At 71.2% G+C, this 23,733-nt stretch carries 14 protein-coding genes; 3 read left to right on the forward strand and 11 right to left on the reverse strand.

Annotation, left to right across the window (positions count from 1 at the left end):
* The first annotated feature begins 16 nt into the window (after nucleotides 1-16).
* Genes mtrA through EW117_RS10995 form a run of 3 tightly spaced genes read left to right on the forward strand, consistent with a single transcriptional unit; the run spans nucleotide 17 to nucleotide 4,247 of the window.
* Nucleotides 17-697 carry an MtrAB system response regulator MtrA gene (gene mtrA, locus EW117_RS10985; RefSeq protein ID WP_129786616.1) on the forward strand — a complete coding sequence of 227 codons (681 nt, stop codon included), beginning with the start codon at nucleotides 17-19 and terminating at the stop codon, nucleotides 695-697.
* Nucleotides 697-2,502 carry an MtrAB system histidine kinase MtrB gene (gene mtrB / locus EW117_RS10990; protein ID WP_129786618.1) on the forward strand — a complete coding sequence of 602 codons (1,806 nt, stop codon included), beginning with the start codon at nucleotides 697-699 and terminating at the stop codon, nucleotides 2,500-2,502. Before mtrA ends, mtrB begins: the two co-directional genes overlap by 1 nt.
* Nucleotides 2,502-4,247 (forward strand): LpqB family beta-propeller domain-containing protein, encoded by a 1,746-nt coding sequence (locus EW117_RS10995; protein WP_129786620.1) that lies wholly within the window; start codon nucleotides 2,502-2,504, stop codon nucleotides 4,245-4,247. The genes mtrB and EW117_RS10995 overlap by 1 nt, the downstream gene beginning before the upstream one ends.
* Nucleotides 4,248-4,359: 112 nt before the next feature.
* Here the strand turns inward: EW117_RS10995 and EW117_RS11000 are convergent, their stop codons facing one another.
* From EW117_RS11000 to EW117_RS11050, 11 genes are all read right to left on the reverse strand, one after another.
* Nucleotides 4,360-4,596, reverse strand: a complete 237-nt coding sequence (locus EW117_RS11000; RefSeq protein WP_422890670.1) for a sigma 54 modulation/S30EA ribosomal C-terminal domain-containing protein — start codon at nucleotides 4,594-4,596, stop codon at nucleotides 4,360-4,362.
* Nucleotides 4,597-4,600: 4 nt separating this feature from the next.
* Complete coding sequence (locus EW117_RS11005) at nucleotides 4,601-5,668, reverse strand: hypothetical protein (protein WP_129786622.1); 1,068 nt, start codon at nucleotides 5,666-5,668, stop codon at nucleotides 4,601-4,603.
* Between the two features lie 102 nt (nucleotides 5,669-5,770).
* On the reverse strand, nucleotides 5,771-6,583 hold the full coding sequence (locus EW117_RS11010; protein WP_129786624.1) for a PP2C family protein-serine/threonine phosphatase: 813 nt from the start codon (nucleotides 6,581-6,583) through the stop codon (nucleotides 5,771-5,773).
* Complete coding sequence (locus EW117_RS11015) at nucleotides 6,580-7,998, reverse strand: RDD family protein (RefSeq protein WP_165362647.1); 1,419 nt, start codon at nucleotides 7,996-7,998, stop codon at nucleotides 6,580-6,582. Before EW117_RS11015 ends, EW117_RS11010 begins: the two co-directional genes overlap by 4 nt.
* A 98-nt stretch (nucleotides 7,999-8,096) precedes the next feature.
* Nucleotides 8,097-10,571, reverse strand: coding sequence for a transglutaminase TgpA family protein (locus tag EW117_RS11020; protein ID WP_129786628.1), 2,475 nt, complete (start codon nucleotides 10,569-10,571; stop codon nucleotides 8,097-8,099).
* Entirely contained in the window at nucleotides 10,568-11,911 is a 1,344-nt protein-coding gene (locus EW117_RS11025; protein ID WP_129786630.1) for a DUF58 domain-containing protein, read from the reverse strand. Before EW117_RS11025 ends, EW117_RS11020 begins: the two co-directional genes overlap by 4 nt.
* Entirely contained in the window at nucleotides 11,908-12,882 is a 975-nt protein-coding gene (locus EW117_RS11030) for an AAA family ATPase (protein ID WP_129786632.1), read from the reverse strand. Before EW117_RS11030 ends, EW117_RS11025 begins: the two co-directional genes overlap by 4 nt.
* 108 nt (nucleotides 12,883-12,990) lie before the next feature.
* Nucleotides 12,991-19,026 (reverse strand): Ig-like domain-containing protein, encoded by a 6,036-nt coding sequence (locus EW117_RS11035; protein ID WP_242504223.1) that lies wholly within the window; start codon nucleotides 19,024-19,026, stop codon nucleotides 12,991-12,993.
* Between the two features lie 264 nt (nucleotides 19,027-19,290).
* Nucleotides 19,291-20,379: a polyprenyl synthetase family protein gene (locus EW117_RS11040; protein ID WP_129786634.1), complete on the reverse strand. Its 1,089-nt coding sequence runs from the start codon at nucleotides 20,377-20,379 to the stop codon at nucleotides 19,291-19,293.
* Nucleotides 20,376-22,148, reverse strand: coding sequence for an NADH-quinone oxidoreductase subunit NuoN (nuoN, locus tag EW117_RS11045; protein ID WP_129786636.1), 1,773 nt, complete (start codon nucleotides 22,146-22,148; stop codon nucleotides 20,376-20,378). The genes EW117_RS11040 and nuoN overlap by 4 nt, the downstream gene beginning before the upstream one ends.
* Nucleotides 22,145-23,728: an NADH-quinone oxidoreductase subunit M gene (locus EW117_RS11050; protein ID WP_129786638.1), complete on the reverse strand. Its 1,584-nt coding sequence runs from the start codon at nucleotides 23,726-23,728 to the stop codon at nucleotides 22,145-22,147. The genes nuoN and EW117_RS11050 overlap by 4 nt, the downstream gene beginning before the upstream one ends.
* Nucleotides 23,729-23,733 lie beyond the last annotated feature (5 nt).

Below are 23,733 nucleotides of genomic sequence, written 5' to 3' on the forward strand. Positions count from 1 at the left end.
TGGCACACTGGAGGGTATGAAGGTACGAGTTCTCGTCGTCGACGACGACACCGCACTGGCGGAAATGATCGGCATCGTCCTCAAGGGCGAGGGGATCGAGACCGTTTTCTGTGCCGATGGCGACTCCGCGCTGGGGATGTTCCGGACCCACCAGCCGGACCTCGTGCTGCTCGATCTCATGCTGCCGGGCAAGGACGGCGTGCAGGTCTGCCGCGAGATCCGCGCCGAGTCCGGCGTGCCGATCATCATGCTGACGGCCAAGTCGGACACGCTCGACGTCGTGGTGGGCCTGGAGTCCGGCGCCGACGACTACGTCTCCAAGCCGTTCAAGCCCAAGGAGCTCGTGGCCCGGATCAAGGCACGCATGCGCCGCAGCGAGGACCCGGGCCCGGAGCGCCTCGTCGTGGGTGACGTCGAGATCGACGTCACCGGCCACACCGTCATGCGCGACGGCGAGCGCATAGCGCTCACCCCGTTGGAGTTCGACCTGCTCGTGGCGCTCGCCCGGAAGCCGTGGCAGGTGTTCACGCGCGAGGTGCTGCTGGAGCGGGTCTGGGGCTACCGGCACAGCGCCGACACGCGCCTGGTCAACGTCCATGTCCAGCGCCTGCGCTCCAAGATCGAACGTGACCCGGAGAACCCGGAGATCGTACTCACGGTGCGCGGCGTCGGTTACAAGGCGGGCGCGACACGCTGATGCCGCACGGCCTGGTCACGCGGCTGCGCCGGATGGTGTCCCGGGCTCGGGTGGTCGCTGTGCGGTCCACCCGACGGGGGATCGCCCAGTGGCGCGCATCGCTGCAGCTGCGCGTCGTCACGACGGCGCTCGCCATCGGCTTCGCGGCGATCGCGGTGCTGGGGCTGTACCTGTCGACGTCGGTCCGGGACGGCATCTACGACCAGCGGCTCGCTGCGATCGACCGGGAGGCCGCGCGGCTGACCGCGCAGGTGTCGCAGAACTTCTCCGAGACGGCGACGACGTCGAACGGCGAGCTGCAGACCCTGCTGCTGGACACGATCGCGACACTGGGGGTCACGAGCGGTTCGACGGCGGAGGAGTACTTCCTCATGCACGAGCTCGGCACCACCTCCCAGGTGAACGACGTCACCACCCGGCCCGACCTGACGGACGTGCTGATCTCCCGTGAGCTGCGCGAGGCGAACATCGCCTCCGAGGACGACCAGGTGCTGCAGGCGGTGGGCATCCCGTCGCGGGACGACCCGGGCATGGTCGGACCCGGCGTCATCGTGGGCTCCACGGTCCAGGCCTCGCCCGACGCCGAGTACGAGATCTACTACCTCTACTCCTTGCAGCCCGAGCAGGAGACGCTGTCGTTCGTGCATCGTGTGCTGCTCGCCGGCGGGTTCGGGATGCTGGCGCTGCTCGGCGTCGTCACCTGGACCATGGCGCGGCAGACGGTGACGCCGGTGACCAGGGCCGCCACCGTCGCGGAGCGCCTCGCGGAGGGCCACCTGTCCGAGCGCATGCCAGGTGCCCGGGGCACGGATGAGATGGCGAGCCTCGCGCGCTCCTTCAACGAGATGGCCGAGAGCCTGCAGGACCAGATTCGGCGCATGGAAGAGCTGTCCGCCATGCAGCGCCGGTTCGTCTCCGACGTGTCGCACGAGCTGCGGACCCCGCTCACCACCATCCGCATGGCCAGCGAGATCATCCACGAGTCCCGCGACCAGATGGACGAGGACACGGCCCGCTCGGCCGAGCTGCTGCTCGGCCAGATCGACCGGTTCGAGGCGCTGCTCGCGGACCTGCTGGAGATCAGCCGCTTCGACGCGGGCGCCGCCGTGCTCGACGCCGAGCGCCGTGACCTGCGTGACCTCGTCATGTCGGTGGTGGAACAGGCGGCCCCGCTCGCGGAGTCCAAGGACGTCCGCGTCTCGGTGCGGCTGCCGGACGCCGACGCGGCTGCCGACTTCGACCCGCGCCGCATCGAGCGCATCCTGCGCAACCTCGTGGTCAACGCGATCGAGCACGCCGAGGAGCGGCCCGTCGAGGTGACCGTCGCCGAGGACGACCGCGCGGTCGCGGTCGTGGTGCGCGACTACGGCGTCGGGATGACGAAGCAGGAGGTCGAGCACGTCTTCGACCGCTTCTGGCGGGCCGACCCGGCGCGCGCCCGCACCACCGGTGGCTCCGGCCTCGGGCTGGCGATCGCACTCGAGGACGCGCACCTGCACGCCGGGCGCCTCGACGCGTGGGGCCGGCCGGGGCAGGGCGCGAGCTTCCGGCTCACGCTGCCGCGCAGTGCCGGCGTCCAGGTGGTGGAGCCGCCCATCACGATGGCTCCCGCGTCGCACGAGCCCGGGGTCCGCACCGGGCAGATCCCCGTGGTAGGCCCGCCCACCGGGCCGACGCCGACCGCCATCCCTGACCTGTCCGATCCGGGCGAGGGCGATCCGGGCGAGGGCGACTCGGGCGACGGTGACCGCGGCGACAGCGACCGCGTGGGGCAGACCGCCACAACCGATGTCGAGGTGCACTGATGCGTAGAGCCGCGACCGTCGCCGTCGCCGCCGTCGTCACGCTGTCCAGCGTGGCCGGGCTCGGGGCATGCGCCCAGATCCCGACGTCCGGGCCGGTGCGGGTGGGGAACGCCGACATCGACACGCAGGTCGATATCGCGATGCTGCCGCAAGGCCCTTCCCTCGGTGCGGACCCGCAGGTCATCGTGGCCGGCTTCCTCGGCGCGGTGGTGGCCGCGACGACATCCCCCAAGGAGTTCCAGACCGCCCGTGAGTTCCTGACCGACGACGTCGCCGCCAAGTGGGACCCCGAGGCATCGGTGCGGGTGGTCCGCGAGGCGCCGGTGCCGGCGCCGGTCGAGCGCGGCGTGGAGCTGAAGGACACCGACACCGTCGAGGTAGTCGTCCGCGCGACGACCATCGCCACCGTCGACAGCGCCGGCGCCTACACGGAGGTGGGCGACCCGCGCGAGCTCGGCTACCGGTTCACCCTCGTGAAGTCGGGCGGCGAGTGGCGCATCTCCGCGCTGGACGACGGAGTGCTGGTGCCCGCCAACCTGTTCGCGAACCAGTACCGCGCGACCCGCCTCTTCTTCCCGGCCGAGTCGGACCCGACGAGCCTGGTCCCCGACCTGCGCTGGTTCCCGCGCCGCACCTGGCGCAACGTCGCGGTGGAGGAGCTGCTCGCCGGGCCGCCCGAGTGGCTGCAGGGCGCCGCCCGGTCCCTGGTGCCGGAGGGTACGCAGCTCTCCTCGCCGTCGGTCCGCGACACGGACGGCGAGGAGGCCGTCGCGGTGCGGCTCAGCGAGCAGATCAGCACGGCCCCCGCCGAGGAGCGCGCCGTGATCGCGGCACAGCTCTCGGCGACCCTGTCCGAAGGCGCAGGGCGGGTAGTGCCCGTCGACCTGTACAGCGGTCAGAACCGGCTCTCCGTCGATACGGCCGACGTCAACCTGCCGGCCACCCTCACCGAGCCGATGGCGCTGAAGGACGATGCCCTCTACCTCGTCGCCGACGGCGCCCTCGAGCCCTGGGGGCAGGATGCGGGGGAGCCCCTCGACCTGTCCGGCATGAACCCGACCGCGCTCGCGATCAGCCCCGCTACCGAGCCGATAGTGCTGCGGGACGGCGACGACCAGATCTGGGACCTGACCGCGGAGGACGGCCCGGTGTCGCTGTTCGAGGGCCCGGACCTGGCCGCACCGTCGGTCGACAAGTTCGCCGCCACGTGGACCAGTGGCGGCAGCGGCGAGCTGCGCGTGGCCCCCGAGGTGGGCTCCGAGATGGAGGAGGTCACCCTGAAGCCCGAATGGCTCAGCGGGCGCAAGGTGATCAGCGTGTCGGTGGCCCCGGAGGGCTCGCGCGTCGCGATAGTGAGCGAGGCGCCGACGGGCACGCAGGTGCACGTGGCGGGCGTCGTGCGGAACCACGACGACGTCCCGGTGGCGCTCGCGGCACCGCTCTCGGTGGCCGCGCCGATCGACGACATCGTCGAGGCCCGCTGGGCCGGGATCACGACGCTGGCGCTGCTGACGGAGGACAACGACGGCGTGACCGGCGTCTGGACGGCGGGCGTGGGCGGGCTGGCCGGTGCCGGTGGAGCGGCCCGTCAGCTGCCGGGGCTCACCGACGTCGAGCAGCTCGCGGCCGGGGTGGCCGACCCGGGGATGCTGGTGATCACCGAGGGCGGCCACCTGGAGCACGAGGAGACCGGCGTCTGGCAGCCGTTCGACGAGGACGTCGAACTCGTGGCCTTCCCGGGCTGACCACCGGTCCCACGCCGAGGTAGGACTCTGGCGAGGTAGGACTCTGGCGAGGTAGGACCGCAGCGCAAAGCGCGGTCCTACCTCGCCACAGTCCTACCTCGGCGATATCAGGTCACGTCAGGTCGGTGACCGGGGCTGCGCCGCACGGGTTGTCGAGCTGGATCACACCGAACGACCAGCCCTTGCGCTTGTAGAGCACCGACGGACGCGACGTCTCCTTGTCGATGAACAGGTAGAAGTCGTGGCCCACCATCTCCATCTCGTAGACGGCGTCGTCGAGTGTCATCGGGTCGGCGTGGTGGAGCTTCTGCCGGATGACCACGGGCGAGTCGCCGATGGTCGTCTCCACGGAGTCACCCGGCGCGGACAGCGCTGCCGGGACCGAGATCTGCGGCTCGGGTGCGTTGGCGGCCCCGCTGCCCTCGTTCGTCAGGATCTCGTCGAGGGGGCGGCGGAGCCGGGGGCACCGGTCCGGACGCCGGGGCCGGCTCGTCGTCCTCGCCCTCCTCCGTGCTCTCGGGCCGCACGGCCGCGGCCTCGACGCCGTGGGCCACCGTGACACCCCACAGGTGCATGTAGTCGTCGTCCGGGCCCTCGTCCGCGACGGGCTCGGCCTCCGGCACCGGGGCCGGGGTCGGCGCCTCGCCGCCGTTGTCCTCGGCGGGTGTGATCGTCTCCTCCGAGGCGGGGACCATCGTGACGGTGCCCATCGAGGCCGCCGTCTCGGCCGGCTCCGGGGTCGAGCTCGTCGGAACCGGGGACTCGACCGGCTCGACCAGCGGCGGGACCGGCTCGGCCGGCGACGGGGCGGGCTGGACCAGCGGGGACGGTTCAGGGGTTGAGCTCGTCGGAACCGGAGTCTCGACCGGCTCGACCAGCGACGACGGCGGCTCGGACTGCGCCGCGGCAGGCTCCACCACCTGGTGGCGCACAACGCCGGCCAGGACGACGCCCGACTCGACGGGCAGCCCCTCCGCGAAGCTGCCGAAGCCCGACACGCCCGTCGCCACCTCGACGGCCGTGACGCCCTCGACCACCCGCTCGGTCCACGAGATAACGCCCGCGCCCGACACGGTCTGGGAGCCGTCACCCGTCTCGATGGTGACGGTCAGCCCGTCACCGCGCGCGACGACGTGCGCGCTCGCGGGCTCACCCTCGCCCGCGCCCGTGAGCACCACCACCGCGAACGGCGGGACGCCCTTCAGGCCGCCCACCGCCGACGTCGTCAACGCGCCCAGCACCTCCGCGACGCCTGCCCCGGGCGCGCCGAGATCGGCCCAGAGGCGGCCTGCCGGGTCGAGCCCGTCCGCTCCGCCGCCTTCACCGGGCAGCACGACGACGGCGTCGCCGCGCACGACGACGCGCGCCTTCCCCGTCGTGTACCGGATCCCGGTTCGCTGTCCAGCGTCCGAGGTGCTCATGGTCGCCTCCCTGTTGTTACCTTGCTCGTGTCCCGCCCCTGCCGGCGCCCGCGTCAGACTCTATTGACCCTGTCCGACATCGTGGTCCCCGCGTGGGTCACCTCACTCACGCGGCAGCGTGTCCTCGTCCGCCGCGAACCCACCCCGCGGACCGGTGCTCGACCCCGCCGTCTCCTGCGCCACCCCTGTCGCATCCACCACGATCACGGTGATGTTGTCCCGGCCCCCCGCCGCGATGGCCGCCTCGACCAGTCGCCCCGCGGCCACCTGCGGGTCGGGATGGCCCAGCATGATCTCGGTGATCTGCGCGTCGGTGAGCTCGCCCGTCAGCCCGTCCGAACAGACCAGGATCCGGTCGTGCGCACCGATCGGGATGTACCGGAAGTCGGCCCGCGCCTCGTCCCGCCCGCCCAGCGCCCTCGTGATCACGTGCCGGCGCGGGTGGTTCCGCGCTTCCTCGGCGGTCAGCGTACCGGCGTCGACCATCTCCTGGACCTCGGAGTGGTCCACGCTCACCTGGTCCAGCACGCCCCTGGACAGCAGATAGGTGCGGGAGTCGCCCACGTTCACGAACAGCCAGTACGGCATGTCGTCGAGGTAGGCGACCACGGCACCGGTCAGCGTCGTGCCGGCACCACGGCCCAGGCCGGCGGTGTCGATGGCCCGGACCCGCTCCTGCGCGGTCTCCAGCAGCGCCTCCACGTGGTGCGGCTCCACCCGCTCGATGTCCGAGAGCCCGCGCAGCGCGTCCAGCGCAGTGGCGCTCGCCACCTCCCCTGCCGCGTGCCCGCCCATGCCGTCGGCCACGAAGAACGCCCCGCCACCGGCGAAGTAACCGTCCTCGTTGAGCTGGCGGCGCAGGCCACGGTCGGAGGCGGCCCCCCAGGCGAGCGTCAGCGCCTCTTGATCCGTCATGCCGCCGCCTGCGGGTGCACGACGACGCGGCGGTCGCCCACGTGGATCGTCGAACCCACCGGCACGCGCACCCGGGCGCCCGGCTCCGCCACGCGCGGCGGCAGGCCCGGCGCCGAGACGACCGTGCCGTTCGTGGAGCCGCGGTCCGTGAGCCACAGACCGGCGGTGTCCACGCCGAGCTCGGCATGCGTCTTGGACACCGACCGGGTCGGGTCCTCCACCTTGATCAGGATCCAGCCGGAGCCGTCGGGCGCCTGCGGGTTGCGGCCGACCAGCGCCTTGGTGTCGACGACGAACCGCTCGCCGCTCTCCACCTCCAGGACGACGGTCGTCACTGCCGCCGGCGTCATGGGGCGGCTCATGTGGGTCCGCGTCATGTCGATCGGGGCCGAGTCGCGCTGCTCGGGCTCCGGCTGCCGCACGTGCTGCACCGGCTGCTGCAGCTGCCGGGCGGGAGTCGGCTCGACGGGCGCCACGGGCGGCGGCGTCGGACGCACGGGCTGCTGCACCGGCTGCTGCTGTACGGGCTGCTGCACCGGCTGGCCCGGGTGCGGCGTCCCGCCGGAGCCCGGATGGGGCCTGCGGACCGTCGCCGGCTCCTCCTGCGCGGGCAGCGCACCCGCGCCGCCCGGTGCCTGTCCGGGGATACCCGTGATGACGCCGCCGGCGCCCGCACCAGCCGAGGAGTCCGGGAACGCCCACGGGTCCGCGCCCTGGGCGGGCGTGACGGGCTGGGCCTGGTGCGCCGTCGGCTGGGCGGCGGCCTGGCCGCCGTTCGCCGCACCGGTCCACACCTGGGAGGTGCCGGCCGGCGCCTTCGCACCCGCGCCCGTGGTCGAGCTCGTCGCCGGGCTCGGGGCGACGCCCGACGGCGCAGCCGCGACGTCGGACGCCATCAGGACCACCGCGCGGGCGGCCTTGTCGTGCCAGCCCTGCCGCTTGCCGCCGCCGTCGAACGCCGGGGACACCAGCACCAGGATCTGCCCGACCAGGCAGACGACGGAGCCGAGCCCCACGAGGAGCCAGCGCACGAACGCGCGGCCGAACCCGATCGGGCCGTGCCCCGCCGCGTCGACCGTGCGGATCTTGCAGACGAGGTTGCCGACCGTCTTTCCGGTCTTGCCCTCCCAGGCGGAGACGCCCAGCCAGTAGCCCAGCATCAGCACGCCGCTGATCAGCTGCGGCACGAGCATCGACGACGCGATGACGTCCGGCGTCATGAGCAGCGCGCTGGTGCCACCGGCGCTGGCCAGCCCGATCATCATGATGATCCAGGCCACGACGCCGACCACCGCGCCGTCGACGAGCGCGGCGAGGAACCGGCGCCCGGTACCGGCGTACGCGACCGGCACCGGCTGCACCGCCGAGACACCTACCCGTGTGTGCGAGAGCGACTCGGGCACCGTGGTCCCCACGTCACCTGTCTGGGCGCGCGGGAACGGGCGTCCGCACACGCCGCAGTACGGCACGCTCCCATCCTGTGTAGAACCACATCCAGCACAGACCACGTCCGTCATCGACTCTCCTTCGTCCGACGGGACCCGAGTCCCCCGAGTGCCGCGAGGATCCCGCGGCGACCACCGATTCGTGCCCAGACGGAGCGGAGCGACAACGCTGCCCGCACCCTCCGTCGCGTGCTCACGGTGGAGCGTAGCCCGCCGACCAGCTCGTCCACCTCCATCCAGTAGGCCTCGACGTCGGCCTGGGTGGGTTCTCCCCGACCGAACACGGTCGCGTCGGCGCGGTGCGCGAGCATGAGCGTCGACGGGACCTGGTGCACGCCGGCGATGACCCCGGCGCTCTCGCGCCTGGTCGACCCGCGCGGCACCGTGGTGCCGAGGTCCGTCACGACGTCGACGACCTCGTGCCAGCCGCCGCTGATCCGGTCCGCGAGCTGGTCAGCACTGCGCCGCAGCGCCCGGCGCCGGGCCTTGTAGGCCAGGATCGCCACGATCGGACCGGCGATCAGCAGCAGCGGGATGCCCACCGCCAGCAGGATCACGCCGAGCAGGCCCCAGTCGAAGAGGTCGTTCTCCGCGTCGTCCTTCTCGTCGTCCTCGACGCTGCCGGCCTTCGCCTTGTCCGGCTCCTCCGGCGGCTCTGGGTCCTGCAGCACCGGCGGCTTCGGCACCTGTTCGCTCTTCGGCTCTGGCTGGATCTGCGGCTTCTCCTCCGGGACGGCTTCGACCGGCACCCAGCCGTAGCCCTCGAAGGGCACCTCGATCCAGGCGTGCACGTCGCTGCCGAGCACCGTCCAGGGCTCGCCCTCCTCGTACGTGCTGTCCTTGTCCGGGTAGAAGCCCATGACGACGCGGGCGGGGATGCCCGACTGCCGCGCCATGAGGGCGAGCGCGACGGCGAACTGCTCGTCGTCGCCGATCATCTCCTCCTGCTCGACGAGCGTGTCGATGCGCTCCGCGGAGTGACCGGGGCGGGACGGCGGCTGGCCGTCGAGCCCGCTGGACAGGTGGCCGTCCGCGATCAGCAGGTCCCGGATCTGGAACAGCTTCGTTGCGGGGTCGGTCTCCTCGCCGGTGAACTGCGCTGCCTTGGCCGCCAGGCCCGGCGGCAGCGCGCTCGGCTCGGTCTCCGGCAGGTCGGCCGGGAGGATCGTCCCCTTCTTCAGGGTGTCCTCGTCCGGCTCCGGGGCCACCAGCGTCTGCAGCGTGTACGTGTCACCCGGCTTGATGCCCGCCGTGGTGATGGCGGTGCTGGTAGTCGAGTTGTAGTACGTGCCGTCCGTCTGGGCCTCGGCGTTCGGGCCGGACCACTGCACGCCGGTGAGGTTGCCGATCTCCGGGACCCAGACGCCGTTGTAACCCGTCACGCTGACCTCGATCGGCGTCGGGGTGCCCTTCTGAGCCGTCGCGATCTCCTCGCCGGCGCGCGTGTAGAAGCCGGTGTCGCCGCCGTCGCCGGACGCGTCGAAGACGACGCCGTCGTACCGGTCGAGCGTAGCGAGCCGGATCCGGCTGCCCTCGGGCAGCTCGCTGACCGTGAACAGCTCGTCCTCACGGGCGTCCTTGGCGTAGTGCCGGAACGCCACGAGCGGGCTCGTGAACTGGTGGACGTCGAACGGCGGCACGATGGTCTCGCGCAGGACGGTACGCGGCTGGTCCGGCATCAGGATCGGCGCGGTGAAGCCGGCGGCGAGGGCCGCGACGCCCAGGATCGTGGCGCCCGTGCGGACCCGGTACCAGCGCAGGCGCCGCGTGGCCTCCCGGCTGGACTCGGTGCTGATCGAGTGCGTGCCGACGCGCGCCTCCATGACGCGCACGGCGCCCCAGAGGAGCGCGACTATGGCGACCACGAGACCCTGCACCACCGGCATCGCGGCGTCGAGGGTACCCAGGAGGATCACGCCGACCAGGCCGGCGACGACCGGCACCACGGCCCACACGGCGTGCTTCGCACGCCAGGAGATGGTGCCCGAGATCAGTGCTGTGAGCAGCATGAGCAGGTACGGGACCACGGCGATGTCGGGGAACGACCGCATGGGCGGCACGGTGGTGACGAACTGCTTCCAGCCCTCCACCGAACCGAGCAGCAGCTCGCGCAGCGTGTCCAGGGTGGGCACCACACCGGCGATCGTCGTGTGCGGCAGCGCGAGCGCGCCGCCGAAGAGGAGGTAGCCCAGCACGGCGAGCGCGGTCACGGTCACGGCCGGGAACCGGCGCCAGGCGCCCACCCAGGCCACGAGAAGGCCGACGACGGCGCCGCCGACCGTCGGCACCACGTACCCGAGGGAGCCCCAGACGGGCCCGAAGCCGATGGCGACGGCGCCGAGCATCACGCCCAGCGCCGCGACGTCGACCAGGGCGAACCAGGTCAGCGCCCGTGGGCGCTCCGCCTCCTTGCGGCGCGTGGTCCCCCGGCCCGTACCGGTCCGGTACCCGGTGCCCGTACCGCGCGTGCGGGACGAGGGCCGGCCCGAACCGGATCCGCCCGCCCCGAGCGGGACGTTCCCGCGCGTGTTCTCGTCGCTCATCCGTCGCTCATCTTCTTCAGCGCAAGGGGCAGGTCTGCGAGACGGCCCAGGGTGAGCACGCCCAGCTCAGCGATGGCGTGCCGGCCGAGGGACGCGCCGGGCACGCACTGGATGGCCATGACCTGCACCCCGGCGGGGACGCGGGCCGACGCCGAGCGCAGCTCGGTGGGCGTGACGCGGCTGCCGATGACGAACGCGATCACCGAGAAGTCCGCCGCGGCCATGGCGGCCGACCGCGCCAGGTCCACCAGCTTGGACTTGCGGGACTCGAGCTCGATGCGGGACAGGTCGTCCATGAGGCGGGTGCGGTGGTCGCCGCGCAGCGTGGCCTCGTTGACGAGCACGGTGACGCCGCGGTCCTCCTTGATGGCCTGCAGGCCCAGGGAACCGCACACGCTCACGGCGAGCTCGAACTCCTCCTCGTTCGCGTAGTCCTCGGCGCGCGTGGAAAGCAGCACCGCGAGGTGCGAACGCCGGGTCTCCTCGAACTGGCGCACCATGAGCTGCCCGGTGCGCGCCGTCGTCTTCCAGTGGATGTGCCGCCGGTCGTCGCCGGGCACGTAGTCACGCAGGGCGTGGAAGTTCACGTCCGAGTTGGTGATGTCGTTGGTGACACGGCCCTCGAGGTCCTTGAGGAAACCGGTCGAGGAGCCCGTGAGGTTCTTGACGCGCGGGTGCACGAAGACCTCCTGCTCGTTCGTCCACGTCATCTCGCGGCGGAGCAGACCCAGCGGGTCGGCGCGCACGGACTTCACCGGGCCGACGGTGATCACGCTGCGGCGGCGCGTCGGGATGGTGAAGATCTCCTCGTGCGAGCCGCCGCCGGGCAGGCGCGGCACCGGGAACGCGGCGGTGCCGGTACCCACGGGAAGCTCCATGACCGACGGGAGCAGCGCACGGCTCGACGCGTTGCGCACGTCGAGCCGCCCGACGGCGCGGTCGCCGACCGTCACGCGAGCCTGCGCCAGATCCAGCACCACGTCGTACTTGAACCGGCCGAGCACGAAAACGATCGCGCACGCAAGCGTCACGGAGAGCACGATCGCGGCGACCAGCACCTCGAGCCAGCCGAGCATCAGGCCGGCCACCCAGGCGCCGGCGGCCATGAGCGTCACCGCTATGCCGAACGTGCTGAACGTGCGGCGCACGGGTGCCAGAACGCGACCGACCGCCGCCACCCGCGAACGGGTGGCGGCGGCGAGGGTCACCCAGCCACGCTGGCCGCGCAGCACCTGCGCGCGGCCTGCGGCCACGGCTCCGCCGAGGCCGCCGGCCTTCTCCTGCCGTTTCCCGTACGCGGCAGGTGACAGCCGGCCGGACGAGACACCCGTCGCGGTCATGCCGAGGCCCGCTCCTGCGGCGCCGCGACGTCCGCCATGATCCGGGCGAGGATGACGTCGGGGCGGGAGCCCGCGAACTCGGCCTCCGGGTCCAGCACGAAGCGGTGGCCCCAGACCGGCTGGGCCAGCTCCTTGATGTCGTCGGGCAGCACGTAGTTGCGGCCGTGCGCCGCGGCCCACACCTTGGCGCAGCGCACCAGGGCCAGCGCGCCACGGACCGACACCCCGACGCGCACCTCGGCCGCGTTGCGCGTCTCCTCGCTGAGCCGGCTGACGTACTCGAGCACCGCGGTGTCGGTGTGCACGGTCATCGCGACGTCGGCCATCTCCGTGACGGCCTTCGTGGTGATGATCGGCTGCAGCGACTTGCTGCGGTCCTTCACGGAGGCGCCGGACAGGATCTCCACCGTGGACGCGTGGTCCGGGTAGCCCACCGACGTCTTCATGAGGAAGCGGTCGAGCTGGGCCTCGGGCAGGCGGTAGGTACCGGCCTGCTCGATCGGGTTCTGGGTGGCGAGCACCATGAACGGGCGGCCGGTCTCGTGCGCGATGCCATCGACCGTGACCCGCCCCTCCTCCATGACCTCCAGCAGCGCGGACTGGGTCTTCGGCGAGGCACGGTTGATCTCGTCCGCCAGCACGATCGAGTTGAAGATCGGGCCGGGGTGGAAGTCGAACCTGCCGGTGTTCTGGTCGTAGATGGTCACACCGGTGACGTCGGACGGCAGCAGGTCCGGCGTGAACTGGATGCGGTTGTGCGTGCCCTGGACCGACGCCGCGATGGACCGGGCGAGCATCGTCTTGCCGGTGCCGGGGGCGTCCTCCAGCAACAGGTGGCCCTCGGCAAGCATGCAGGTGAGCGCCAGACGCACTACCGGGGCCTTGCCCAGGACCGCCTGGCCGACGTTACCGACGAGCCGGTCGAAGGTCTGGGCGAACCAGGCCGCCTGCTCGGGGGTCATCGTGGTCATCTCGTGTTCCCTACTGCTCGTTACAGCTCGTTCGGTCTGTGGGTGAAATTGTGTGTCGATCATGGCGGGTCCGGCCGCCGCCTGCGCGGCGGCCGGGCGCGATCGGTTCTACCAATTGCGTGCCTCGTACAGCTTGCCGTCGATCCGTACGGCGACCTCGGTACCCGGGTAACCGTAGAAGCAGTTGAGCTGGCGGCTGCCGGTGGCTGACCCGAAGTTCACGGTGTAGGCACGGTCAGGCGTCAGGATGTTGTGCCAGCCGGACTCGTCCGGGTTGGTGCCCGACCAGCACTCGACGCTGTGGTCACCGGTCGAGAAGTCCTGCCAGTTGACAAGGAAGTACGCGCACGAGGAATGGTCGCAGTCACCGTTGTTGACCGACCCGCCGTGAGTAACCCAGGCCTTCGGATCCGGCCTTGCGTCGGACCTCGCCGAGGCGCACCTGCTGGCCTCCTGGCCCTCGGAGTCGGTCACCGTCACGCACGCCTCCTTCAGGTCGCTGTAACCCGCGGACGCCGACTGGGTGCCGCTCGCGGCCGTACTGGTGATCGCGCCGGTCACCCTCACGGTGGTTGGCCGGCCGTTCGTGGCGCGCCCGTCCCACGTGAACGTGACCTGCTGGTTCCCACCGGAGGCGCTGATCGACGGCGTCGGGGGCGCGCCATACGGAGTGACCGCGTTCGACGAGCTGGACCACTCCGAGCACGTGTACTCGTTGCAGGCTCGCACCTGGAACGTGTACGACGTTCCGTTGCTCAGACCCGTGTACGTGTACGACGTCGCGTTGCCCGCGCTCTTCGCACCCGCGCCGTTCGCCTGCACCTCGTACCGCGGGCCCGTGCCACGGAAGGCGTTGATGGCGTTCCACCGCACGTCAGCCTGGCCGCTCGTATTGGACCCGAGGGACGCCGTCGGCCTGCCCGGGGTGTCCGGTGTGCCGTACGGCACCACCTCGTTCGAGAACGGGCTCGCGGGCCCGTTGCCGGCCTTGTTCGTAGCTCGGACCCGGAACGTGTACGTCGAGTCGGTCGAGAGATCCTGGACCGTCTCCTCGGTCTGCGTGGTGTCGATGGCCTTGACGAGCTGACCGTCCGTGTAGACGCCCAGCCAGTACTTGTCGATCGCGTCGCCGTTGTTCGCCGGCGCGTTCCACTTGACGGTGATCTGTCCGCCGACGGCGGTGTTCACCCGGGTGGCGGTCGGCGCGGCCGGGGCGGACGGCGGAGCGGCCGGGGTCTCCGGCGCCGACGGGTCGCTCCAGTCCGACGGGTCGGGGGCGGCGTTCTTGGCCTGGACCCGGACCGTGTAGGCCGTACCGTTCTCCAGCCCCGTCCAGACCACCTGGTTGCCCGTGACACAGGTCTTCTGGGTCACGCTGTCGGCCGGGGCCGGGCTGATCTCCAGGTTCACGCACTCGATGGGCGACCGGTCCGTGTAGGTCCGGTTCTTCCAGGTCACCGTCAGCTTCTTGTCGCCGAACTTCAGCGTCGGCGGCTCCGGCTTGTCCGGCTTCTCGTCCGGCCGCACCTCGCGGGACGCCGGGGACGGCTCCGAGTCACCCACCTCGTTCGTCGCGACGACGGTGAACGTGTACTTCACGTTGTTCTGCAGACCGTCGAACGTGCAGGTGGTCGTCGTGCAGTCGTGCTCCTGGCCGGTGTTGGTCTTCAGGGTGTAGCCCGTGATGTCGGCGCCGTTGTTGTTGGGCTGGTCCCAGCTCAGCACGACGGTCTCGGAGCGCACCTCCTCGACCCGCGGGGCGCGGGGCGCCTCAGGCTTGCCGAGGACCGTCATCTTGAGGATGCCGTCGACCTGCCGGTCGGGGTCCTTCGTCACGTCCTGCACCTTGTAGCGCACGGTCATGACGCCGTTGAAGTCCTCGGACGGGGTCGCCACGATCTCGGTGTCGGTGAACGACACCTCGCCCGAGCCCGTCTCGACCGCGGCGTCCACCAGGGTCATCGGCTCGCCCGGGAACGGGTTGACGTCGTTGGCGAGCACGGGAACCGTCGCCGCCTCGCCCTGGTGCGCGTCCGGCACCTCATCGGGCGTGGTCTGGATCAGCGGCCGGGTCGAGCCGACCACCTGGACGGTGAGCTGGCCCTCGACCGGCGGGTTCCGGCCGTCGGACACCTTGAAGGGCAGCAGCGTGCTGGTCCCCTTCGGGATCGACGGGTCGATCTGCGCCGAGATCGTAGTGCCATCCACCGTGGCGGTGATGCCTTCGCGCGGCTCGACGTCGAAGGTCAGCGGGTCCTTGTCCGGATCCTTGACGTACCGCGACAGATCGACCGAGGCCGGGTCGCCGGCCGAGACCTCCAGCAGGGCGGAGCCCGTGACCTTGGGCGGCAGGTTCTTCGAGGGAGCCACGTCGATCGGCAGGGTGAGCACCGAGGTCAGGCCCTCGGCGTCGTCCGGCCCGTCGCCGTCGGTCACCTCGAAGCTGACCGACGCCGCGCCCGCGTAGTCCTCCGCGGACGTGTACACGACGGTGTCGTGGTCCTCGACCGAGACCTGGCCCTCCAGGGCCTTGACCGTGTCCTCCATGGTGATCCGCGGCTCGCGGCCCTCGCGGACCACCACGTAGTCGGCGAGGTCGATGGTGAGCGGGTCGCCGCTGGTCGCCTTGAGTGGCTCCAGACCCGGCTTGACGTGCGGCCGGGACTGGTCGCCCGGCACGCGCACGAACGCCTTGGCCTCCAGGCCGTCCATGTCCGTCACGGTGTAGGTGATCACCCGTGCGCTCTCGGTGAGCTCCACCTCGAGCTGGTTCTCCTCGGTGATCCGCACGCCTTCCAGCGAGGGGTCCGTGGACACCTCCAGGTCGGCGGCCACGCCGTCCGGGTCCACGTCGTTGGCCAGCACGTTCACGGTGACGCTGGACGAGCCCTCGACATCGTCCGCCGTCACGACGTCGTCCTCCGCGATGGGGCGGAGCAGTGGCGCGTCCGGGTCTACGTTCACCGTGATCGCGCCGCTCGCGCGGGCCTTGTACGTGTCCTGGATGCCGTAGTAGAAGGAGTACGCGCCCTTGTCGCCCGGGGCCTTGACGACGACGTCGTCCTCCACGGCCCTGGGGTCGAGACCCGCTTCCTCGGTGCCCTCGAAGCCCTTCGCGAACAGGCCGATCTGGTCGCCGTCCGGATCGGTGTCGTTCTCCAGCGCCTGGATCGCCACCGTGCGGCCCGGACGAACCGTGGTCTCGTCGTCCTCGGCCTGCGGCGGCTGGTTGGTGGCCGGGGCGGGCGCGATACCGACCCGGACCAGGCCCTCGCCGGGCGCCCCGCGCGTGTCCATCACCTGGTAGGTGAAGGAGTCCAGCCCGGCGGCGTCGGGCGACGCCTTGTAGTCGATGAAGCCGTCCACGATCGTGGCCGTGCCCTGCGACGGGGCGCCGGAGATCGAACTCAGCGTCACGTAGTCGCCGTCCGGGTCGGTCCCGTCCAGCGGCAGCGGGATCCGGACGATGCCGTCGGCCAGCACACGCGCCTCGATGTCGGGCAGCTGCGGGGCCGTGTTCGACTCCTCGTCCACGATGTTGATGGTCACCTGAGCAGAGTCCTTCTGCCCGTTCGTGTCCACCACCTCGTAGACGGCGTGCACCGTGCCGACCTCGTTGCCCGCGCGGAAGCGCACGGTGTCCTCGGAGACGAACGCCTCGCCCGCCGACGCCGGGGGCTGCTCCTGCAGCTCGTCGGTCACGGTCATCTTCAGACCGTCGGGGTGGGAGTCGTTCTTCAGCACCGGGATGGTCACCACGTCACCCGCGTGGACGGTCGCCTCGTCGGGTCCGGCCTCCGGCGGGCGGAGCTGGGCGGGCGCGGGGATGGGCACCACTCGTACCTGACCGGTTGTCGTCCCGCTGCCGTTGCCCACCTTGTAGTCGATGATCACCGATTCGTTGAGCCGCTTGATCTCCGACACCTTGAGGATCTGGTGGTTCAGCACTGCCACCTTGACCGGCGAGTCGGACGGCACGTCCACGCCCTGCACGACGAGGACGCCGCCCGCGGGGTCGGTGTCGTTCGCGAGAACATCCACCAGCGCCGTGCCGCCGGTCGGGAGGAGCACCTGGTCGGAGACCGCTACGGGTAGACCCGCCTCGTCCGACGGGGCGACGACGTCCACGCGCACCAGGCCCATCGCCGGGTTGGGGCCGTCGCTGATCTGGTAGGTGATGTCGTGCGTGCCCGGCTCGTCGCTCTCGAACTTGAACGTGCCCGCGGTCGCGTTCGGCGTGATCGTCGCCGGCGCCGACTCCGCGACGGTCGTCAGGCGCACCTTGTCGCCGTTCGGGTCGTAGTCGTTCTTCAGCGGGCTCACGGTGATCGGCTCGCCGGCGAGCACGGTGACGTGATCCTGCACCGCCACGGGCGGCACGTTGCTCGCCACGACGTCGACGTGCAGCTTGCCCTCGACGGGCAGGCCCGCCGCGTCCGAGACCGCGACGTCCACGATCTTGCGGCCGATCGCGGTACCGCCGTCCCGGAACTCGATGGTTCCGTCCGGACGGAAGCGCACCTCGTCGAGCGGATCCGCGGTGCTCGCGCTGGACAGGAACAGGTCGTCGCCGTCCGGGTCCTTGAAGTACGGCAGCACCTTGATGCTCGCCAGACCACCCTGTCCCACGCGGAGCACGGGCTCGCCGGTCTGCGTCGGCGCGTTGTTCTCCTCGAGCGGCACCACCTTGACCTCGACGGACGCGGTGGCCTTGCCGTTCTCTCGGCCGTCGTCCACCTCGTAGTCGAACGTGGTGGTGCCGGTCGCATCGGCCGGCACGTTGGCCTGCAGGGCCGCGCCGTCGAGCACCCTGTCGACGGTGGCGTCGCCGTCCACGTCGCCCTGCACCGAGACGGTCATCACGTCACCGTCGGGATCGACGTCGTTGCCCAGCACGTTCAGCACCGTGGTACGGCCGGGCCGCACGCCGATCGCGTCGTCCTTGGGCTGGGGCGGGCGGTTCGCCTTGTCGCGCTCGGCCACGAACTGGTCGACCTGCTCCGGGGTGGTGTCCTCGGACTCGGTCTTCTCGCCCTCGGCGTCCTCGGGCATCTTCAGGTCCCAGTCATCGACCTTCTCGAACTCGTCGGCGGCCATCCACAGCGTGCCGTCGTTGACGTCGTTCAGCACGATCACGTTCCGGTTCACGCGGTAGACCAGCGTCGCCGCGGCGTCGACGCCCTCCAGCACCTGGTCCACGTCGTTGTCCGGGCCGGGGCAGTCACGCACGACCTGGCCGGACTCGGACCACGCACCGTAGGTGCATTCGCCCAGCTGCACGGGCGCCGACGGTCGGCCCGACGCGGTCCGCGTGGTCGCGTCCCCGCCGCCGAGCGGCTGGGAGACGAGACCCTTGGTGGTGGCGAGCACCACGTTGTCCGAGTCGTCGGACGGTTGCTGCAGCATGGCCTGAGCGCCGTCCTCGACCTCGACCGTGTCACCGCCGGGGAGCACCAGCGTGCCCGTGGACTGGTCCAGCACCACCGGCTCGTCACCGACCGCGGAGACCTGCACCTCGGCGTCGGGCTCGACGGGAAGGTCCGCTTCCTCGGGGTCCTCGGCGACGCCCTGCGCGCCGGTGGGAATCGTGTGCAGCTTGCCCTCGGAGGGGACGGCGAGGAACACCGTGCCGCCCTTGCTCACCGTCAGCTTGCCGCCGGTGCCGGCCTCGAGCGTCGGCTTGAGCTCCTTCTCGTCGAAGGCAACGGCGCCGTCAAACGGGAGGACCCAGGTCCTACCCGTCTCACCGTCGTAGACGGCGGTCGTAGCACCGCCCGCGGCGGCCTGCGCGCCCGCGGGGAACTTCAAGGTGCCTTCCAGCGAGAGCAGTGCGGGGTTGACCGGGCTGGCGGACGAGTCGCCGCTGCTGTCCAGCAGTACCCGCTGCGCGTCCTGCTCGACGTCGAAGCTCGTCGAGTTGGCCAGCAGAGTGCCGTCCAGGGCCTTGGCCTCGTAGTTGAACCGGCCCAGCTTGCCTGACGCCGTCTGCGTGACCCAGACGCCGGAGTCGTTGAGCTCGACCTCCGCCGTCGCCTCGCCGTCGTAGAGCAGCGCGAAGCCCACCAGGCCCGCGCCGAAGAGGGTGACCGCACCGATCGATGCCGCTGACCGGCGATTTTCGTACACGCGTGAGACAAAGCTCATGCGTCCTCCTCTTTCATCACTCCACCGAAGTCTGTTCGCCGGGTCTACACACACGGGCGTAACGGGAGCACCCTACCGGGGCAGAGGGTGAATCGTCCTGGAGTTTTGGTGGGTAGTACTACCCATGCGGCCCTGCAGGACTCGTCCAGATTGTACGGGTGTGTCCCAGACGAGGTCTAGGTCACACGAGCGCGTCAGAAGCCGGATCGCCACGCGGTACCGGGCCAGATCCGGGCGCGGCAAATTCTGCAGTGAGGCAGCGGGTCAGGCCGCCCGGTCCGCCAATACCTGCGCGAACTGCTCCAGGGACTCCTTGACCGGCCCCTCCGGCAGCGGCACCAGCTCGGCCGAGGCGGCCCGCGCCCACTGCACCGCAAGGTTCCGTGTCTCGGCAAGCACCGCGTGCGCCCGCAGCCGCTCCAGCGCGGCGTTCAGCGCCTCGTCCGAGGACAGGTCGCCGTCGAGCGTCGCGAGCAGGTCGCGGTCCTCGTCGGTGGCGGCGTCCGAGGCGACGTGCTGGCGCAGCAGCAGCACGGGCATGGTCGGGACGTGCTCGCGCAGGTCCGTGCCCGGCGTCTTGCCCGAGGTCGCGCCGGACGACGCGACGTCGAGGACGTCGTCGGCGAGCTGGAACGCGACGCCCACCTTCTCGCCGAACGCGCCCACGGCCTCGATCTGGGCCTTCGGCGCGCCGGCGAGCATCGCACCCAAGCGGGCCGACGCCGACAGCAGGGACGCCGTCTTGTCCGACAGCACCTGCAGGTAGTGGGCCACCTGGTCCTCGCCGTTGTCCGGGCCCATCGTCTCGTGCAGCTGGCCGAGGCACATCCGCTCGAACGTCCTGGACTGCAGGATCACGGCCTCCGGCCCCAGCTCCGCCACGCGCGCGGACGCCCGTGCGAACAGCATGTCGCCCACCAGGATCGCCACCGAGTTGCCCCACACCATGTGGGCCGACGGCGCCCCGCGCCGCATCGGCGCGGAGTCCATCACGTCGTCGTGGTACAGCGAGGCGACCTGCGTCAGCTCCACCACCACCGCGGCGTCGACGACGCCGGGGGCCGCGCCGTCGCCGAGCTCACCCGTCAGCAGGGTGAGCAGCGGACGGAACCGCTTGCCGCCCGCGTCGATGAGGTGCCGGGAGGCGCCGTCCGCCAGCTTGTCGGCACTGGCGACGGCCTCCAGGAGCGCCTCGTCGACGACCGTCAGCCGGTCCGCGAGGCGGGACGCCAGCTCCGGGTCGGTGATCGGCATACCGAGCGCGGTCGGGTCCGGCGGGTTCGACGAAGCGGCCGGAGGGGCCGACGCGGACGTACCCGTCGTCGTCTGGGGCGGCAGCGGTGCGGAGGTCACGGCACGAACTTACTTGCCTGTTCCACCAGATCGAGAACCGGAGACGGGAAAACGCCAAGAATCACTGTAGCGATCGCGCAGACGGCGATGGCGACGGCGGCCGGCCCGCGGGAACGCACCACGGTCACCACCACCCGCTGTGCGGTCGTGACCTGCGTCTTGGTCAGGGTGGCGGTCGCGCCCTCGCTGGTCGAGCCTCCCCCGGTGGTCGAGCCGCCGGTCTCGACAGGCTCGACCTGCGAGGTCTCCGGCTCGTCCTGCGCCCGCTGGAACACCATGACCACCAGCAGCCGCAGGTAGAACGCGACGGCGACCACCGACGCGAGCACACCGAGCACCGCGAGCCACCACAGGCCGCCGGACACCGCCCCGGAGAACGCGCCGAACTTGGCGATGAACCCGGCCGTGAGCGGGATGCCCGCCATCGACAGCAGGAACAGCGCGAACGCGCCGGTCAGCCACGGCGCCTTGCGGCCCAGGCCCGCCCATTGCGCGATCTCCGTCGCCTCGCCGAGCACCACGCCGTCGTCGCCCACCGGGCCGTTGTCCTCGCCGGAGCCCGGCGTGATCCGGCGCTCCCGCACCAGGGTGACCACACCGAACGCGCCGATCGTGGCGATGCCGTAGGCGAGCAGGTAGAAGAGCGTGGACGACTGCACCTGCGGGTTGAAGCCCGCGACGCCCACCAGCAGGAAGCCGGCGTGCGCGATCGACGAGTAGGCCAGCAGCCGCTTCACGTCGGTCTGGACGGAGCCGATCACGGTACCGACCGCCATCGTCAGGACGGCGACCACGACGATCACGATCTGCAGCTGTCGCATGATCTCGGGATCGACCGCCTGCACGCCAATGGAGATGCGGTAGAGCACCTCGACGAGCGCGGCGACGGCCGCCACCTTGGTGCACGCCGCCATGAAGCCGGTGATCGGCGTGGGTGCCCCGGTGTAGACGTCGGGCGTCCAGGCGTGGAACGGCACCGCGCCGACCTTGAACAGCAGGCCGACCGTGACCAGCAGTACGCCGGCCACGAGCAGGACAGACATGCCTGCCAGGGGTGCGGTGCCGGACTGGATGACACCGATGACGCCGGGCTTGTCCGGGGTGCCGATGAGCCGCACCGTGCCCGCGAACCCGTAGATCAGCGCGACGCCGAAGATGAACAGCGCCGAGGCGAAGGCCCCGAGCAGGAAGTACTTGGCCGCCGCCTCCTGCGACAGGAGCCGACGCCGGCGCGCCGTCGCGCACAGGACGTACAGCGGGAGCGAGAGCACCTCCAGCGCGATGAACATGACGATCAGGTCGTCGGTGGAGGCGAACAGCATCATGCCGCCGGCCGCGAACAGCAGCAGCGGGTAGATCTCGGTCTGCTCCAGGCCGGAGCGCCGGGCCAGGTCCTCGTACGAGGTGCCGGGCACGGCGGACGCCGTCGGCGCGAACGAGTCCTGCCCGGTGCTGGTGCGGTCCGCCACGACGAGCACGCCCAGGAAGGCGAGCACGGCGATGATGCCCTGCGCGCCGAGCGCGAACGGCGTCAGCGTCACGCTGCCGCCCACCACCTGCACGGGCTGCGCCACGATCTGCGGCCACAGGACGGCGATGAATCCGAACCCGCCGGCCAGCGCGGCCAGGGTCAGCACAATCTGGGTCACGCGGCGCGCCTTGGCGGGCACGAACGCCTCGACGAGCACGCCGACCACGCCCGCGCCCAGCACCACGATCAGCGGTGCGAGGGCGAGCCAGTCGATCTCGGGTGCCACGAACTCGGTCACTTGTCGCTCCCCATCTGCGCGGCGGCGTCCGCCGGTTCGTCGACCGTCAGGAACGTCGCCGTCCGGTCGGCCGGCTCGTTCACATAGGTCAGGGCCAGGCCCGGCACGAGTCCGAGCACCAGGAGTCCGGCCACCAGCGGTGCCGCGACAATGCGCTCACGCACCCTGAGGTCGGGCAGGGCATCGAGCCCTGCCGCCGGCGCTCCCGTGAAGATCTTCTGGTACGTCAGCAGGACGTAGACCGCCGCGAGCACCACGCCGGGGATGGCCGCGATCGCCCAGGCCGCCGAGCCGGTGGGGGCACCGCCAAACGCGCCGACCAGCACCATGATCTCGCTGACGAACGTGGCCAGGCCGGGCAGCGACAGCGTCGCCAGGCCGGCCACGAGGAACGTCCCGGCGAGCACCGGCGTCACCGACCGCAGGCCGCTGTAGGCCGCGATCTTCTGCGACTTCTCCGGATGCCGGGACACGAGGAACCCGGCTGTCAGGAACAGCGCCCCGGTGGCCAGGCCGTGGTTGAGCATCATGAAGCTCGACCCGGCGGTCCCGAGCGGCGTGAACGTGAAGATGCCCAGGATGATGAAGCCGAAGTGGCTCACCGACGTCCAGCCGACCAGCCGCAGCAGGTCGGTCTGCATGATCGCCATGATCGCCCCGTAGAGCACCGAGATCACGGCGAGCGCGATCACGAACGGCGCCGCCCAGCGGGACGCCTCCGGGAACAGCGGCAGGCAGAGGGTCAGCATCCCGAACGTGCCCACCTTGTCCAGCACACAGATCAGCAGGGTGGACGTGCCCGGGGTGGCGTTCCCCGCGACGTCGGGCAGCCAGCTGTGCACCGGCACCATGGGTGCCTTGATCGCGAAGGCGATGAAGAAGCCGAGGAACATGAGGCGCTCGGCGGCGGTGCCCAGATCGACCTCGATGAGCTCGCGCACCAGGAACGCCTGGCTCGGGTCCACGCCGGCGCCGACCGCGAGGAAGTACAGCGCGATCACCGCGGCGAGCATGATCAGCCCGCCACCCAGGCTGAACATCAGGAACTTCACGGCGGCCCTGCGCCGTCCGGCGCCCTGCCCGAACCCGCCGATGAGGAAGTACGCCGGGATGAGCATGGCCTCGAACAGCACGTAGAACAGGAACACGTCGCGGGCGGAGAACACCGCCACCATGAAGGCCTCGAGCAGCAGCACGAGGGCGACGAACTTGCGCAGTCGCACCTCGTCCCGGCCCTGCTCCTGCCACGCGGCGAGCAGCACCAGCGGCACCAGCAGCACCGACAGCGCCACGAGCAGCAGGCCGACGCCGTTGACGCCCACCGCGTACGACGCGCCGATCTGCGGGATCCACGGGTAGATCGAGCCGAGCTGGTGGTCACCCGCCGCACTGGTGTCGAAGGCGGCGAACGCTCCGACCAGCAGGACCACCTCGACCAGCGAGAACAGCAGCGCCAGCGGCCGGGCGAGGCCCATCCCGGCGCTCGCCGGGCCGGTGCGGGACCGGCCGAGCGCGCCCAGGCCCACCACGGCCGCGCCGACCAGCGGCCATGCGATGAGCACGGTCAGCCAGGGAAACATCTCTC

Origin of the sequence: Promicromonospora panici, from assembly GCF_900608595.1 — a bacterium.
In the GTDB taxonomy this organism is placed as follows: Bacteria; Actinomycetota; Actinomycetes; order Actinomycetales; family Cellulomonadaceae; genus Promicromonospora; species Promicromonospora panici.